Origin of the sequence: Nostoc sp. (assembly GCF_036916655.1) — a bacterium.
Lineage (GTDB): Bacteria > Cyanobacteriota > Cyanobacteriia > Cyanobacteriales > Nostocaceae > Nostoc.
Window position 1 is genome coordinate 55,555 of sequence record NZ_JBALFY010000080.1, and the last position, 15,401, is coordinate 70,955.

14 protein-coding genes and 1 tRNA gene are annotated in these 15,401 nt (G+C 42.5%); 9 read left to right on the plus strand and 6 right to left on the minus strand.

Features of this window, described 5'->3' with window-relative positions; all coding sequences use genetic code 11:
* Window positions 1-218: 218 nt before the first annotated feature.
* Window positions 219-941 (plus strand): Uma2 family endonuclease, encoded by a 723-nt coding sequence (locus V7L31_RS22870; RefSeq protein WP_334698384.1) that lies wholly within the window; start codon window positions 219-221, stop codon window positions 939-941.
* Between the two features lie 12 nt (window positions 942-953).
* Here the strand turns inward: V7L31_RS22870 and V7L31_RS22875 are convergent, their stop codons facing one another.
* Window positions 954-3,653, minus strand: a complete 2,700-nt coding sequence (locus tag V7L31_RS22875; RefSeq protein ID WP_334698385.1) for a CBS domain-containing protein — start codon at window positions 3,651-3,653, stop codon at window positions 954-956.
* A gap of 153 nt (window positions 3,654-3,806) precedes the next feature.
* On the opposite strand from V7L31_RS22875, the gene psbZ reads away from it, so the two are divergent.
* From psbZ to V7L31_RS22910, 7 genes are all read left to right on the plus strand, one after another.
* Entirely contained in the window at window positions 3,807-3,995 is a 189-nt protein-coding gene (gene psbZ / locus V7L31_RS22880) for a photosystem II reaction center protein PsbZ (RefSeq protein WP_179068007.1), read from the plus strand.
* Window positions 3,996-4,184: 189 nt separating this feature from the next.
* On the plus strand, window positions 4,185-4,766 hold the full coding sequence (gene ribH, locus V7L31_RS22885; protein WP_334698386.1) for a 6,7-dimethyl-8-ribityllumazine synthase: 582 nt from the start codon (window positions 4,185-4,187) through the stop codon (window positions 4,764-4,766).
* A gap of 149 nt (window positions 4,767-4,915) precedes the next feature.
* Window positions 4,916-4,987, plus strand: a tRNA-Gly gene (locus tag V7L31_RS22890).
* 711 nt (window positions 4,988-5,698) lie between these two features.
* Window positions 5,699-6,106 carry a hypothetical protein gene (locus V7L31_RS22895; protein ID WP_041565838.1) on the plus strand — a complete coding sequence of 136 codons (408 nt, stop codon included), beginning with the start codon at window positions 5,699-5,701 and terminating at the stop codon, window positions 6,104-6,106.
* A 4-nt stretch (window positions 6,107-6,110) separates the two neighbouring features.
* Entirely contained in the window at window positions 6,111-7,376 is a 1,266-nt protein-coding gene (locus V7L31_RS22900) for a glutamate-5-semialdehyde dehydrogenase (protein WP_334698387.1), read from the plus strand.
* Between the two features lie 447 nt (window positions 7,377-7,823).
* Entirely contained in the window at window positions 7,824-9,395 is a 1,572-nt protein-coding gene (locus tag V7L31_RS22905) for an alkaline phosphatase D family protein (protein ID WP_334698388.1), read from the plus strand.
* A 594-nt stretch (window positions 9,396-9,989) separates the two neighbouring features.
* Window positions 9,990-10,841 (plus strand): universal stress protein, encoded by an 852-nt coding sequence (locus V7L31_RS22910; protein WP_179068011.1) that lies wholly within the window; start codon window positions 9,990-9,992, stop codon window positions 10,839-10,841.
* A gap of 158 nt (window positions 10,842-10,999) precedes the next feature.
* Here the strand turns inward: V7L31_RS22910 and psbM are convergent, their stop codons facing one another.
* From psbM to V7L31_RS22935, 5 genes are all read right to left on the minus strand, one after another.
* Complete coding sequence (psbM, locus tag V7L31_RS22915; RefSeq protein WP_084227279.1) at window positions 11,000-11,116, minus strand: photosystem II reaction center protein PsbM; 117 nt, start codon at window positions 11,114-11,116, stop codon at window positions 11,000-11,002.
* Between the two features lie 184 nt (window positions 11,117-11,300).
* Window positions 11,301-11,597 (minus strand): 2Fe-2S iron-sulfur cluster-binding protein, encoded by a 297-nt coding sequence (locus V7L31_RS22920; protein WP_179068012.1) that lies wholly within the window; start codon window positions 11,595-11,597, stop codon window positions 11,301-11,303.
* A gap of 184 nt (window positions 11,598-11,781) precedes the next feature.
* Window positions 11,782-11,919, minus strand: coding sequence for a photosystem II reaction center protein K (locus V7L31_RS22925; protein ID WP_006195022.1), 138 nt, complete (start codon window positions 11,917-11,919; stop codon window positions 11,782-11,784).
* 78 nt (window positions 11,920-11,997) lie between these two features.
* Window positions 11,998-13,146, minus strand: coding sequence for a tRNA guanosine(34) transglycosylase Tgt (tgt, locus tag V7L31_RS22930; RefSeq protein ID WP_292853970.1), 1,149 nt, complete (start codon window positions 13,144-13,146; stop codon window positions 11,998-12,000).
* Window positions 13,147-13,615: 469 nt separating this feature from the next.
* Complete coding sequence (locus tag V7L31_RS22935) at window positions 13,616-14,068, minus strand: hypothetical protein (protein WP_334698389.1); 453 nt, start codon at window positions 14,066-14,068, stop codon at window positions 13,616-13,618.
* 376 nt (window positions 14,069-14,444) lie between these two features.
* Here V7L31_RS22935 and cobS point away from each other — a divergent pair, with 376 nt between their 5' ends.
* Window positions 14,445-15,218 carry an adenosylcobinamide-GDP ribazoletransferase gene (gene cobS, locus V7L31_RS22940; RefSeq protein ID WP_334698391.1) on the plus strand — a complete coding sequence of 258 codons (774 nt, stop codon included), beginning with the start codon at window positions 14,445-14,447 and terminating at the stop codon, window positions 15,216-15,218.
* Window positions 15,219-15,401: the final 183 nt, after the last annotated feature.

Sequence of the window (15,401 nt, forward strand, 5' to 3'; positions counted from 1 at the left end):
GTTTGGTACTACTTCATTTCTGCTATCTCATTGGAGTTGTGATGAGGTTTGATATTGACTACAGTGTAACACTAAGGTATTTCGGAAAGCGAGGATGCGATCGGCTGTTTTTGCCAAGCTTAATGTAGCGTGGTAAGCGATAGCTATGCCGTCAGACTGATTGCTAACTACAAAACTGCTAAAATCAATTAATAACTACTTGATGCCATATCCATTCTATGACCATAGCTCAAGAATTAGATTCTCAAGAAGGCATCTGCCAAGATGTTATATTTCCCCCTGGTGATTTATATAGTGACGAACCTCCTTTGGAAAGCGAACTGCATTTACGGCAAATAATCCTACTTTTAACGTGTTTGGAATGGTTGTGGCGAGATAGAAATGATTTCTATGCGGCGGGAAATCTGACTATCTACTACAGTCCACACCAACGCAAATCAGAATACTTCCGAGGCCCAGATTTTTTTGTCGTGCTGGGAACTGAACGTAAAACTCGTAAAAGCTGGGTAGTTTGGGAAGAAGATGGCAAATATCCGAATGTAATTTTAGAAATTTTGTCTAACTCAACAGCTAATGCTGATAGAGGTTTAAAGAAAACAATTTATCAAGACACCTTCCGCACTCCCGATTATTTTTGGTTCGACCCTTACACACAAGAATTTGCGGGATTTCATTTAGTAGATGGAGAATATCAACCTCTACAAGCAAGTGAACAAGGATATTTGTGGAGTCATCAGCTAGGCTTATATTTAGGAGTTTATGAAGGTTTATTGCGGTTTTTTACACGAGATGGGCAACTAGTACCAACACCGGAAGAAACGGCAGAACAAGCCGAACAAAAGGTAGAACAAGCCGAACAAAAAGCTGAACAAGCTGAACAAAAGGCTGAACGTTTAGCAGCAAAACTGCGGGAGTTAAATATCGATCTAGATACAATTTAGACCAGAGTTATTTCATTTAGGATAGTGTTGCGCTAAAAATTCCTCAGCTTCAGTCTTATCTTTAATTATTCCATCCAAGGTAGCAGCAAGCATATCATCTAATATGTGGCGATATTGAGGCCCTGGTTTGTAACCAAGTTTCTTTAAATCATTGCCACTCAGTAGTGGCTGCACATTAGCCCAAACAGTTAAATATTCCCAAATCTGGTGTCTAAGCGATCGCGGACTTTGCAAAGCGATTAAAATCAGCATTGGTAAATCGTACTGTCGCAACAACTGCACTATTTGACTGGGACTTTGACATTTAGGCAAAGATTCCATCATATCAGTTTGGGCAGAAGCCAAGTTTTGCAAGCGTTTAATGCCATCTTCTTGCAGTTGCAGATTCTTTGCAACTTTGACCCGATATTGTGGTGTTAGATGGGCGATTAACGTTTCTAAGCGCATTTCCCAATGAATGAGAGTTTGTTCAGCATCAAATCGCCGCAAACAGCGTTCTAGTAAACGTAATTGTCGTAGGACTTCCACATGTAGCTTTAACGTAGGATGGATGCATTGCAATGCCCCTAAGTTATCGAGTAACTGCAAAGCTGATTTCCAGTAGGGGGCTTCTAGAATGTGTTTTAATTCTGTTTTCAGTCGAGTTTGCAGGGCTGGAGTTCTGCTATTCTCTTGAGCAGTGCGATCGTAAACACCACTGTTGATGGCATAGCGGATAAACTCTTCAGTTTGCGGTTCTATCTCAAATCGGAAGCGCACTGCAAAGCGTACACCACGATAAATGCGGGTGGGGTCTTCTATAAAGCTGTTGGCGTGTAAAACTCGAATTTGTTTAGCTTGCAAATCGAGTAATCCGCCAAAGAAATCGAGTAATTCACCAGCACGGGGAGTAGTAAGCCGCAAAGCGAGGGCGTTGATGGTAAAATCGCGGCGATACAAATCTTGACGAATAGAACTCGCCTCAACTTCTGGATTCGCAGCTGGATAAGGATAAAATTCTGTCCTAGCGGTGGCAATATCTACCCATAGCGAATCGAATTCTGGGTCTTTGTGCCACAACAAAGCCGCAGTTTGAAAAGCGCCGTGGATTTCTAAGCGAGCTGTAGGGTAAAGTTCTTGGAGTGCCTTTGCTAATTCCACACCAGCGCCGACATCTGCTGATTTGTGAAAGCCATCAACTACCAGGTCAATATCTTTAATCATCAAGGTGTCCGATGCTGCTTCCGCTAATAGCAAATCCCGCACCGCACCCCCGACTAGATAAAGATGCCAACCCCGTTTCTCTGCCTCTTGCGATGCTATGGTGAGTAATTGCCATAACTGAGGAGCAAGTTTATTTTGCAATTGCGGGAGATTAATATTACTTTTCTGCCTCTCCTCCTCTCCCCCTTCTCCGTTTTCATCCCTTTCTTGATGTAATTCCCGCAAGACATCAGTACGAGTGACAAGACCAACTAACTGCTCATTTTCCAATACTGGTAAGCGCCCGATATCATAAGTCACCATCAGCGACTCAATTTGTGGCAATGTCGTATCTGGTGTAATTGTTTTAAGATTTCTTGTCATATAGCCCTTGACTGGGGCATGACTAAATCCGTGGTGCAAGGCGATATCAATATCTCGGCGCGAAATAATACCTACTAGTTGCCCTTGAGTATCGACTACAGATAAACCAGAGTGTCCATAGCGCAACAAAATGCGCTGGGCTTCGGCAATTGTGGTTTCAGGCAGAATTGTGCGGACAGGAGAAGACATCAAATCCCTAGCAGTGGGGGGATGGGGAATTTGCGCTTTTATCCCGTCAACGAGTTGTTTTAATATTACTTGTGAATCAACTCCTCTTAGATTTAGTGATGCGGCTTGTGAATGACCGCCGCCGCCCAAGAGTTGGAATAATCGGTTAAGATTCGTTTTGGGAATTTGCGATCGCCCAATTACAGTTAAGCGTGAATCCTCTTCACTTAAAGAATACTCATTAGCCAACAGTAGGGCATCAATTTCGGTTATTTCTACGAGTTCCGATGCCAGACTCGACAATCCAGGCACAAAATTTTTAGTTCTTAAAGTTACCCAAGCAAGCGTATATCCGCGTAGAAAAAGATATTCTAAATTTTCCAGCGCCTCAGTTAATAGCTGCTGCAACTGCAAAGACAATCCAGGGTCACGGTAGGTAGAAATTACCGATAAACTAGCACCTTGTTGCATCAACCAAGCCAAAGCTAAAGCATCCCGTGGTGTGGACTGGTCAAAGGTCAAGGAGCCAGTGTCAACATGGATACCCAAAGCCATCACTGTTGCTTCAGCAGGAGTGAGAGAAATATGCTGTTGTTGCAATTGCTCCACAATTAAAGTTGTGGTGGCTCCAACTGAAAAAATATGCGATCGCGTCGCGGGAATATCTGATTCTTGTCCTAAGTGATGGTCATAAACTATAATCTCTTTTAAATTGGGTAAATCTAACCACTCAGCAAGCTTACCCAAGCGATCGCGCTGTTGTGTATCCACCACAGTCAAAGAACGGATTTTTTCGGAATTCACCGAACGCCATTCAATCAGCCGATATTCATCCCGATGCAATGCTAAAAAATCCCGTACTGGAGGGTGAGAACCGCCAGTCAACACAATCTTGCTTCCTGGTAATAAGCGTGTTAACCCTACCGCAGCTCCTAGTGCGTCAAAATCTGCTGTTGTGTGGCAAAGAATTAAATCCATACTTCAATTAGCCATTAGTCATTAGTACTTAGACAAAAGGACAAATGACTAAAATGTTGCAATTTCTGCTAGCTTAAAAATAATAAGAAAGTGTCAGTGTCGCCCTTTAGGATATTCTATCCTTAGTATTTCGCTGTATTGGGAGAAGCAAAAATGACCATAATATTCCAATTTGCCTTGATAGGTCTAGTCCTATTGTCCTTTGTCCTAGTTGTGGGCGTTCCAGTTGCTTACGCCACTCCTCAAAATTGGGGTGAATCTAAAAAACTACTCTGGGTTGGCTCTGGCGTCTGGATTGGTTTGGTGTTTTTAGTTGGTTTGTTAAACTTTTTTGTCGTGTAGGCGACGGCTTCGCTCTGGCGTGGGTACATAATATAAGAACTAGAGGAGCAGAAAAGCCCAGGTCAAAGACCAAAGGAAAAAAGGAGAAATTTTTTCCGATTTCCTTTTTTCTGACCGTGCTTTTTTGCTCCTCTACATTTAAATAAGAAATGTATAGTGGCCAGAAGTATAGTTGATTAAGAGGCAGTCATGGCAGTTTTCGAGGGAACTTTTACCCAAACGGAGCCTTTGCGGTTTGCAGTGGTGATTGGTCGATTCAATGACCTTGTTACCGGAAAGCTGCTAGAGGGATGTCAAGATTGCTTGAAACGCCACGGCGTAGATCCTAACCCCCAAGGTAATCAGGTAGACTATGTTTGGGTTCCGGGAAGTTTTGAGGTACCTTTAGTAGCCCGCCAACTAGCACTTTCTCATCGTTATGATGCTGTAATTTGTCTAGGTGCAGTCATTCGAGGGCAAACACCCCATTTTGATTACGTATCCGCCGAAGTTTCTAAAGGCATTGCCGCCGCTAGCTTTCAAACCGGAGTACCAGTAATTTTTGGCATTTTGACTGTAGATACTATGCAGCAAGCCTTAGAACGGGCAGGCATCAAAGGTAATCATGGTTGGGATTACGCCCTGAACGCCCTAGAAATGGCCAGCCTTATGCGGCAACTGCGTTCTAACCTAGAAGAGCCATATTCTCGAAATAGCCAGTCTTTGCCAGCTTCTTTTCAAAGTGCCAGTGTCGGCAATTTAACGGTAGTAGAGTCAGAAGAACTGGGCTAAATGAGTCATTAGTCATTTGTCCTTTGTCCTTTGTTGTTCACCAATGACCAATGACCAATGACCAATGACTGATGACCAATGACCAATGACCAAATTAAGGGGTTGACAATTAGAAAAAAATCTGAGATATTGATATTTGGCAATAGATTGCGGGTATAGCTCAGTGGTAGAGCGTCACCTTGCCAAGGTGAATGTCGCGCGTTCGAATCGCGTTACCCGCTTGCAACTAAACCTCTTAGAGTCAAAAACTCCAGGAGGTTTAGTGTTTTCAGGGTGCATTGAAGTGTTTCTCAATTCTCGCTTGGATTTTGGACTTCGGTGTGAGCGCTACTTCGTTGCTAAGATGTCACAGTGAGACTTCAAACTGCTCAGTGCAAATCAGTTGAGTTTTACTACTAGTAACTACTCTGAGCATTCCGTCTGTGTCAATCATTGTTCAAATTGGTATTACCACTTGCTAAGAAATATAAAACCCAGCTTTAGACTAATCTAGATAGGCATTAGCTTGGCTACAATCTTTACAGGTGTTATCAATTCGTTTTGTAGGGTTTGTTGTTGTCTATTGTTTATGAGCGTAGCCTTCCCAAAGGATTTGTTTTTGGAGTGGTCGCCATCATAAGCTTAAAATTGTTCCAGGTGTGTCAGCATACATAAGAAATGCCCAAAAACGCAACCACATTACCTTGAAAGCGACAGATGAAGAGAAGGAAGTTTTTAAACAAGATTGCTAGCTACGGGGAAAACTACAAACAGATGACTCCGTAGTTATATGATAATTACGATACTTAGATTTAGAAGCATTTACTGTTTGCGCTCATGGCGATGTTTGCAAACCGGTCTATGTATATCAAGAGAGAAGCCTTATTAGGCATTTACCAAGTTACTATATTCCCGCAGTTTGTGTAAAACACGCTCAAGTTATTAGAACGCTTGTGCAATCTCAAAAACCCGAAAAAATCGATTTCAATGCTGAATACCCCTGTCCCTGTCGTCGTCGGGGTCAGTTAATTCCGATTACGTTGACAGAAGCATTTGGTTGCGATCGCTGTCAGCAAATCTTTGTTGTAGAAGATAATGGTCATGTCCTAGAACAGCTTTCTACCACCTATCCCTACAAACGGGCTTGGCGGTGGATGGGAAATAGTTGGCATGTTGTCCATCCCCGCTTAGGAGAAAGCTATCTGCCTATAGCGCTCGGCATTATTTTCGTGCTAGTGATTATATGGCTACCATTAGCACTGCGATTGGCAAATGGTTCCAGCATTATTGCTTGGGCAATGGTGGCGGTTCTATTAGCTATCTTACCAGCACTAATGGTCTGGCTTACCTACAGACGTTAACTCAATGACTGTTGAAGTTTTGGACGATCACCCCGAACCGATTACTAGTGCCCAACGAGCCTATCAAGCTTCCCTAAAGTTGGGGATCACAAAGGGGGCAGACCGGAGTCGTGCAGTATTGGCGATGGCACAGGCGCTTGAGCGCTCATTTGACGATATTCTCGAAGCCAATACTTTGGATTTAGAAGCTAGTCGGGAAATGGCAGTGCCAGAGTTGATATTGGACTGGCTAAAGCTGACTCCCACAAGGCTGGAGATGACAGTAGACATTTTACAACGGTTGGGGGAATTATCAGATCCGCTGCGACGCGTCAGAACTGCTGATTATCAACTGGGAGATTCCCAGAGTTACACCCAGTTAATGCCCTTGGGAGTGATTGGATTTATTTATGAAGCTTTTCCCGACTTAGGAGCGATCGCAGCGGGTTTTTGTATTAAAACTGGCAATAGTATAATTCTCAAAGGTAGTACTGAAGCTAGTCATTCTAACGCCGCCATCGCTGAGGCACTGCAAAATGCGATCGCCGAAGTCGGACTCCCATCAGGTTGTGTAGAACTGATCACAGCCGAACATGGTGCTTCAATTCGGGATTTAGTCACCCAAGATGAGTACGTGAATTTGGTGATTCCCTACGGACGTTCTAGCTTGGTGCAGCAGGTAGTACGACAGTCAACTTGCCCAGTTTTAAAGTCAGCAATGGGTAACTGTTATCTCTACTGGTCGCCCAATAGCAGCTTAGAAATGGTGCGCTGGATGATTCTTGATAGCCATCAAAGTGAACCCGATCAAGTCAATGCCATTGAAAAGGTACTAGTTCATCGTCAAGCCTTGCCATCATCCTTAGCAGTTTTGTGGAACAGCTTGATAGAAAAAGGCTTTGAAATTAAAGGTGATGCCGAACTAGTACAAGGCTTTCCCCAGTTACAACTGGTGAAAGAGGGCGAATGGGGAAACCCTTATTTAACGAGGACAGTAGCTTTTAAACTGGTGGATAACTTAGAGACTGCGATCGCCTGGATTAATGAACATAGCAGTGGTCATGCCGACTCCATTGTTACTGAATCTTACCAGGAAAGTCGGCAGTTTGCTTTGGGAGTTAACAGTGCTTCTACCTACATCAATACTTCCCCGCGTTTTTCCCGCAACCCCTCGCGGGGAGATTCTGTATTTCTCGGTATGTCTAATCAAAAAGGTCATCGGCGGGGATTTATTAGCCTGGAAACTTTGACTACCGTTAAGCATATTGTTCAGGGAAATGGCAGATTTTAAATAATTCGTAATTACGCTCTCTACGATCCGGTGCGCGTAATTTACTTCTCTGTAGAAGTACGAATACTCGCTAACGTAATTCGTAATATTTTTTAAATCTTTGAACTTCCATTATGAGTAATCAATAAGCTGATACTATCAATAATTAGATTGCTCAATCCAAAACCTTGTCTACAAAGGCTTGTATTTCACCAGGCAAATATTTTAGGACTTGTGTATAGACTGTAGATAAACTCTCAGGAAAATAAAGCGTAGCTTTAGCTCTTTGGGGTTGTGAGGTTTTAAATTTAACAAAATCTTAATTTCTACTTGATCCTGGGTTGGTAGGTTCCTTGTATTTGGTTGAGCAGCAATTAGGAGACAAGTTAAATCAAGCCTTTTTTGTGCTTTTCGCAACTGACCCTCCTAAAATTTGCCAACTGTATTTACATCTGGGAAGGGGTGAATATGGAACTTATGGATGGTACACGCCTGCTAGCAAATCGGTGCGGAAGGCGGAATTTTTTGTTGGGTGCAGGATTCTTAACGGGGTTAACAGTAGCTAGCCAATTGCATCCAGTATTGGCTACCCTAAGGTTTTCTGGCTATCCGTTTAGTCTTGGGGTTGCCTCTGGCGATCCTTTGCCGGATGCTGTTGTTATCTGGACACGACTAGCTCCAAATCCACTTTCTGGAGGTGGAATGCCATTGGTAAATGTCCCAGTGCAGTGGCAAGTCGCCCTTGATGAAAATATGAGACGAGTAGTGCGGCGAGGAACAGCACTGGCGACACCAGAGTTAGCCCACTCAGTCCATGTTGATGTCTGTGGGCTAGACCCGAATCGATGGTACTGGTATCAATTCAAAGTGGGTAGCGAAGTTAGCCCCATTGGACGGACTCGCACAGCACCGGCATCTTATAGTTATACCCAACAACTAAACTTTGCTTTTGTCTCCTGTCAAGACTGGCAGAATGGCTACTATACGGCTTATCGGCATTTGGCTGAGGAAAATCTCGACCTTGTAGTTCATCTGGGTGACTATATCTACGAATACGGGCCACTGCCCGGTGGGCCACGCCAGCATAATAGTCTAGAAATCATCACTCTTTCCGACTACCGTAATCGTTACGCTCTGTACAGAACAGACCAGAGTCTCCAAGCGACTCATGCGGCTTTTCCCTGGATTGTCACTTGGGATGATCACGAAGTTGATAATAACTACGCTAACTTAAGCCCCGAAGACAATCAAACCCAAGAGGCTTTTAGGAAACGACGAGCCAATGCCTACCAGGCTTACTATGAACACATGCCCCTACGTCGGTCTGCATTGCCCAAAGGCCCAGACGCGCTGCTTTATCGGCGCTTGACTTTTGGTAATTTAGCTGAGTTCAATGTACTAGATACGAGGCAATATCGCACTAATCAACCTTGTGATGATGGACTGAAGCCTCAATGCCCCGGAGCTTTTGATACAAATGCTACCATGACCGGCTCAAAACAAGAGCAGTGGCTACGAAAAGGGTTAGACCAGTCGCGATCGCGCTGGAATGTGATTGCTCAACAGGTGATGTTTGCCCAGTACAATTTTAATAGCAGTTCAGGGCCAGGTATCTTCAATATGGATCAGTGGGACGGCTACGTAGCTGCACGTAATCGGCTCCTGAGTTTTCTCAACCAGCGCCAACCTTCTAATCCTGTGGTGATTAGTGGAGATATTCATTCTAGTTGGGTACACGACCTGAAGCTTGACTTCAATAACCCAAGCTCACCAACTGTAGGCACTGAGTTTGTCGGAACTTCAATTACCTCTGACTTTCCCACTGCATTTATCGCGCCATCTCAAGCTGCTCTACCTAATAATCCTCATACTAAGTTCTTTAACGGTGCTTACCGGGGATACGTCCGTTGCAACCTGACTCCAAAACGCTGGCAAACTGACTACCGCGTTGTCTCAAGCATCGTTGACTTAAATGCCTCTGTCAAAACCTTAGCTTCCTTTGTAGTCCAAAATGGACAACCAGGAGCGCATCTAAATTAATTAAGCAAATCTCACTAATCAAACAAACCCCTCAGATTATATTTGGGGGGTTTCAATATAGGATGAAATCAGATTCGGATGCTATTGTGTCAGCATTTCTCTGGTGTTCGGATATAGCAATTATATCTGAGTTACTAAAACGATAATAGCCTTAAAAAAGGCTGAGAATACGGGAAATTTTAGAGTAATTACGCTATTTGAGGCAGTAGCGATCGCCTGTTATATCGTACACTGAATTAATTTTACTAAAGATTTATTTTGGCATTTCTTTGCAATACTTAACTGAGTTCTAATTAAAAAAAGTAAACATAGATTAAAAATAATAACTAACATCATAATTTATTAAGTTGATCCGACTAAATTGAGAGTATGCTTAATACTTGAAATCTAGTTGAAAGTTTAAGTATCTATGTGCAAATAAACTTAAACATTTGTTTAGTTTATTATACTTACCATTTGTTGGAGTATTAAATACTAAAAGACAAAGTTTATTTATGCCAACTTACTAACTAGGTTATCGAGCAAGGTGGTGAAAATCCGACCAAAGCCAAGTACTAACAGCGAAAAAAGTAAACTTCACAAAAAATACGTAATATGATCAGAAGAATTTTGCTGGCTGTATCGGGATTGGGACACGCAGAAGAAATGCTCAAAACCCTGAAAGAAATTCCTTCAATTCAATCTGCAAAAGTCACAATTTTGCATGTTGTTCAGGCACAAAGTACTGCTGCTACTATGACAAGTAAATGGGAAAATGGTGGTAAAATTCTGGCGAATGCTATTCAAACTTTGAACTTAGATCCTAGCCAGGTTTCTTCCATTTTACGGGAAGGCGATCCTAAAGATGTGGTTTGCCAAGTAGCTGATGAAATCGATGCTGACTTGATTATTATGGGTTCACGTGGACTGAAGCGCCTGCAATCGATTTTATCAAACTCAGTCAGTCAGTATGTTTTCCAGCTATCTTCTCGCCCAATGTTGCTGGTCAAAGATGACATTTATGTTAAAAGAATTAAGCGCATCATGGTGGCAATAGACAACTCTGATTCAGCAAAAAACTGCTTAAAATTAGCATTGTTTTTACTGCGAGATATTCCAGGCGGTGAGTTAATTTTGGCAAATATTAGTACAGATTTAGGCGGTAAAAAATCGGAAATAACTAAAGTTAACTCAGATAAAAATCCAGTTTTAGCAGCCGCAGTTGCGGAAGCTGAAAAACAAGGTATTCAATCTCGTTCTTATATCAGCAGTGGCAAACCCGGTGAAGAAATTTGTCGATTGGCAGAAGAGTTGAATATAGACTTATTATTGCTCGGTTCTCCAGATCGTCGTCCATCGATCGCTAAGAGTTTTGTTGATATAGACAGACTCATCGGATCTTCTTTGTCTGACTATGTTCGAGTCAATGCCACTTGTCCGGTATTATTAGCGCGGACAATCGCTTAGGGGAAATAGTGCTGAGTATAAGAAGTGTTGGACTAGGATAGTAAAAAAATAAGATTTGTCTTGTCTTTACTACCTCAGCATGTGCTAGCAGCATTAAGTTGATAAATAAAAACCCCTACACTATTGGTGCAGGGGTTATTTATTTTATACACAAACTCTTAACTATCTTTTCCACCTTCGCGGCTAGCAGTTTGGATGTACAGAATTAGTAAAAACACAGCAGGGACTAGTACGAACAAAATGCTCGCTATGAACCCCAGGTCATTAACTTGCATAGCAAGAAAGCCTCTCTTAAATTTCCAGTCAACAACTTTAGGATACCATTATCGATGACCGAATTATACCAATTCAAAATTCAAAATGACGCTCGCGGACTTACTAACGCTGCGCTAGCAAAATTTCAATTGAGTTTACTCAATTTTGGTAAGTATTTTGACTACTGACTGGATACAAAATAACTTAAGGCTTCGTGACTACGCTGACTGAGCCATTCACTAAAGTTTGACAGGCAAGGCGGTAATTGTCCGGCTTTTTCTTGAATTTCCGGTTTTCTACGTCTGTGCGGGGGGAAAGATTTGCTAGTCCTTCGACTATCTCCACAACACAAGTACCACATTGACCATTACCACCGCAATTGGTCATTTTGCCAATCAATGTATATATATCAATGCCATTTTGGATCGCCTTGAGCCGGAGATTAGCACCATCCGCGGCTACTACTTCTTTATTCTCTTTAACGAATTTGATATTACCCATAACTGACTCCTCCTTGACTGTAAGCTTGGCTTTCAAGGCTTCATATTGACATGGCTTGATTAAGATCATATTTATTATATTAATTTATTACAAGATATTAATAAATATTAACTTTCTCAAAGATGGCATCACAAAAAATAGGACAGGTAGAGTACCTGTCCTATAAATTAAAAAATAGATTAACTTACCTAAATCCTACGGCTGCTTGCCAAACGAAAGCAAGCAACAAGAAGAATACGGGGATGACTGGGAGAACGTCTACCAAAGGATCGAAGATTTGGTAAGCTTCAGGCAGTTTTGCTAATAAAAGTGCTGCTTCCATGTTTGTTTAAATCCAACTATCCAACACAGCTTTCATAATTGAGAAGTATCTTAACATGGTTTGAGTATCGATCATTGGTCAATAGTCATTTGTAATTTCCCCCTCATCTGGTGCTGATTCAGATGAGTTGAGCCAGTGACCAAATTCTGCCACAAAGCGATCGCTTAATATTGCTTCTCTAATTTTTTGCGTAAAGCGAATTAGCTCAGTAATATTGTGAATGCTCAACAAGGTATAAGCCAAAATTTCCTGCGATCGCACTAAATGAGATATGTAAGCACGGCTAAAATTTTGACAGGTGTAGCAGTGACAAGTTTCATCTAAAGGCGTAAAATCTTCACGAAACTTAGCATTTTTCAAATTCCAGCGTCCGCCTTGCACTATAGCCGTTCCATGTCTCGCCCACCGGGTGGGAATTACGCAATCAAATAAATCTACACCAGATGCGATCGCGATCGCCATTTCCCGATAAGTACCCACACCCATTAAGTAACGCGGCTTATCGGGAGGTAAAAGCGGTGCTGTCACTTTCACAATCTCAGCCATCATTTCCGGTGGTTCTCCCACACTGACCCCACCAATGGCGTATCCGGGCAAATCCAACTTAGCCAAAGCTTCCGCCGCACGGCAACGCAAATCCAAATACACGCCCCCTTGCACAATTCCAAACAAAGCCTGCTCACTGTTTTGATGAGCCGTTATGCAGCGTTCTAACCAGCGATAAGTGCGTTCAGTAGCGGTTTCCACTTCTTCGCGAGTCGCTGGGTAGGGTGGACACTCATCAAAGGCCATAATCACATCCGCCCCTAAAGTATTTTGAATCTCAATGGAGCGTTCTGGTGTCAAGTTAATAATTCGTCCATCATGGGGTGAGCGAAAAGTTACACCTTCTTCAGTAATTTTTCGCATCTCGCTGAGGCTGAAGACCTGAAACCCACCCGAATCTGTGAGCATTGGGCCATTCCATCCCATAAATTTGTGCAACCCACCACCTCCAGCCACGATCGCTTCCCCTGGTTGTAGGTGAAGATGATAAGTATTGGATAGGATCATTTGTGCCCCAGTATCTCGTAGCTGGGCTGGGGTAATAGTTTTGACATTTGCCAGCGTTCCCACTGGCATAAATCTGGGGGTTTCGACAAGACCATGAGGGGTGAAAAATACTCCGGCTCTAGCTTTGGTTTGGCTACAGCAAGCAAGACATTGAAAAGAAAAATTCGCACTCATGCCATTTTGGATTTTAGATTTTAGATTTTGGATTGTGAAACGCTAATTGATCAAGAGTTTCAGAAATCCATAACTAGCAGCCATAAAACCAAATGGTATTAGGGCAAAATTAATGTTATTTGGCTAAATTATGGACAAAGATAAAACAGGAGTCAGAATACAGAATACTCTACCCATAATAGGGATAGAGTTTTCAGGTGAGAATATTTTAATTTTTTTCGCCCACTATTCCACTCGCTTTTAACCAATATTTTCAGACGCGACTCGAAAATACTCGCTTGCCGTCGGCGCTATTACCCACTCGTACAGAACTCATACTGTTAGCGGATAGCTAAGGTTTAGCCCATTCTGACTCCTGAGTTCTGAATTCTTCTTATAAAAATTGGTAATTGAGTTTTAGTAAAGACTTAAGCATTCACTACAAACCTAGTTACCAACTTTACGAGTATATACTCAAAATAATTGTTATTTAGAAAGAATCAGAACAGTCATCGTCGATTTCTGCATCCCACCTGGCAGAGAGTACTTGTTCCATCATCGCTTCTATGGCGCTGACATTGAAGCTTCGCTCTCGTCGCTCTTGTAAAGGGGTCGATCGGGGAATTAACCGCAGACACACTCCTTCTTGCATCAAATCGAAGCAGGTTTCTTGCTGCGGTGACTGTTTGAGTTCCAAGTAATCAAAACTACAAACATTCAGATATAACGCATTGTTAGCCACTAAGGTAGACCTTTGTGGATTGGCAAAAACTTCCATCACATCCCCTTCACCCTCGCTCAGTACCTTATCTTCTTGGGTGTAGATGTAGTGGACTCGACCTAAATCTGCCAGCAATCGCCGGATGTCGAGCTTATTCACAATGATGCCCGTGTTAATAATGCACGGAGCTGGTATCCTGGTGTCGGGTAGATGGTGACTCATAGGAAAATAGCGATTGAGCTAAGGAGAGCGACAACATAGCTAAACTGTCATAATTGAGTAGCTTGTTTACTCCCTACATTTAAAAAAATATCAATTTTATGGGGCAATCGTCTAATAATTTGGAGGAAGTTTTTAGTTAACGAATACAAAACACAAATTTTGCTCCCTGATGGAATTTTCACTTCCTAAATCATTCGTTTTTTGTATAAAAACTACCTAAGATTATTTACTTACCACTTAGACAAGCATAACAAAATTTTCAAGGAGAATGTTTGATAGAAGTAAATCTTATCTAAAGTTTTAAAGTTTGGTCATGTCGGTTGTACCGAAATCAAGACTATTATCCAGCAGTTTACCAAAAATTAATGTTATTCCGATGACGAAACAGCAACAGTGGTGGAAAAAGCTGCTGTTAAAGCTGGCAGCTAGTATCATATTTTATACAATTATTCCACTGCCGTATTTGAGCGGATTGGACTTTCGGGGAGTGGCACGTCTTGCAGTGCTTGTTGGGTTGATCATTGGGGGACTTTTAGGGTTAGTGGATACGGGAATGGATTATATTGGTATGCCCGTGCTAACTCGTAGTGCTTTGGTAGTAAGTGTTTGGATTGGCATCACAGGAGGATTGCACTTAGATGGGGCAATGGATACTGCTGATGGTTTGGCAGTGGGCGATCCAGATCGGCGATTGGAGGTGATGGCGGATAGTGCCACAGGAGCCTTTGGGGCAATGGCTGCGATCGCCTTGGTGATACTGAAAATAACCGCCTTGACAGATATGCCAGAAAACCGTTGCTTGTTGCTAATGGCTGCTTGTGGCTGGGGACGTTGGGGACAGCAATTAGCGACCGCCCGATATCCCTATCTAAAAGCAACTGGTAAAGGTGCATTTCACAAACAAGCCATTCGTTCTTACAAAGATTTGTTACCAGGATTGTTGTTGTTGTTGAGTTTGAGTGGTTTACTTTGGCTGATAGATAAACAGCAACTATTTCTCGCACTGGCGATGATAATTGCTGGAAGTGCGATCGCCACTTTAACCGGTGCATGGTTCAACCACAAACTAGGCGGACACACTGGAGATACCTACGGCGCAGTCGTCGAGTGGACTGAAGCCTTATTTCTCTGCGTATTGACCGTTTTTTAATAAATGTATTGGGGATGAGGAAGATGGGAGACAAGGAGGACAAGGGCGACAAGGGAGAATTATTGAATAAGTCTCTTCCTGGTCTCCCCCCTCTGACTTGAAAATCAAACTTCGGCTTAAATCCAAGAAGGATATTTGGCTGAAGTCATTGAATGGCGACACAGCCGAAACAAAATATTGATT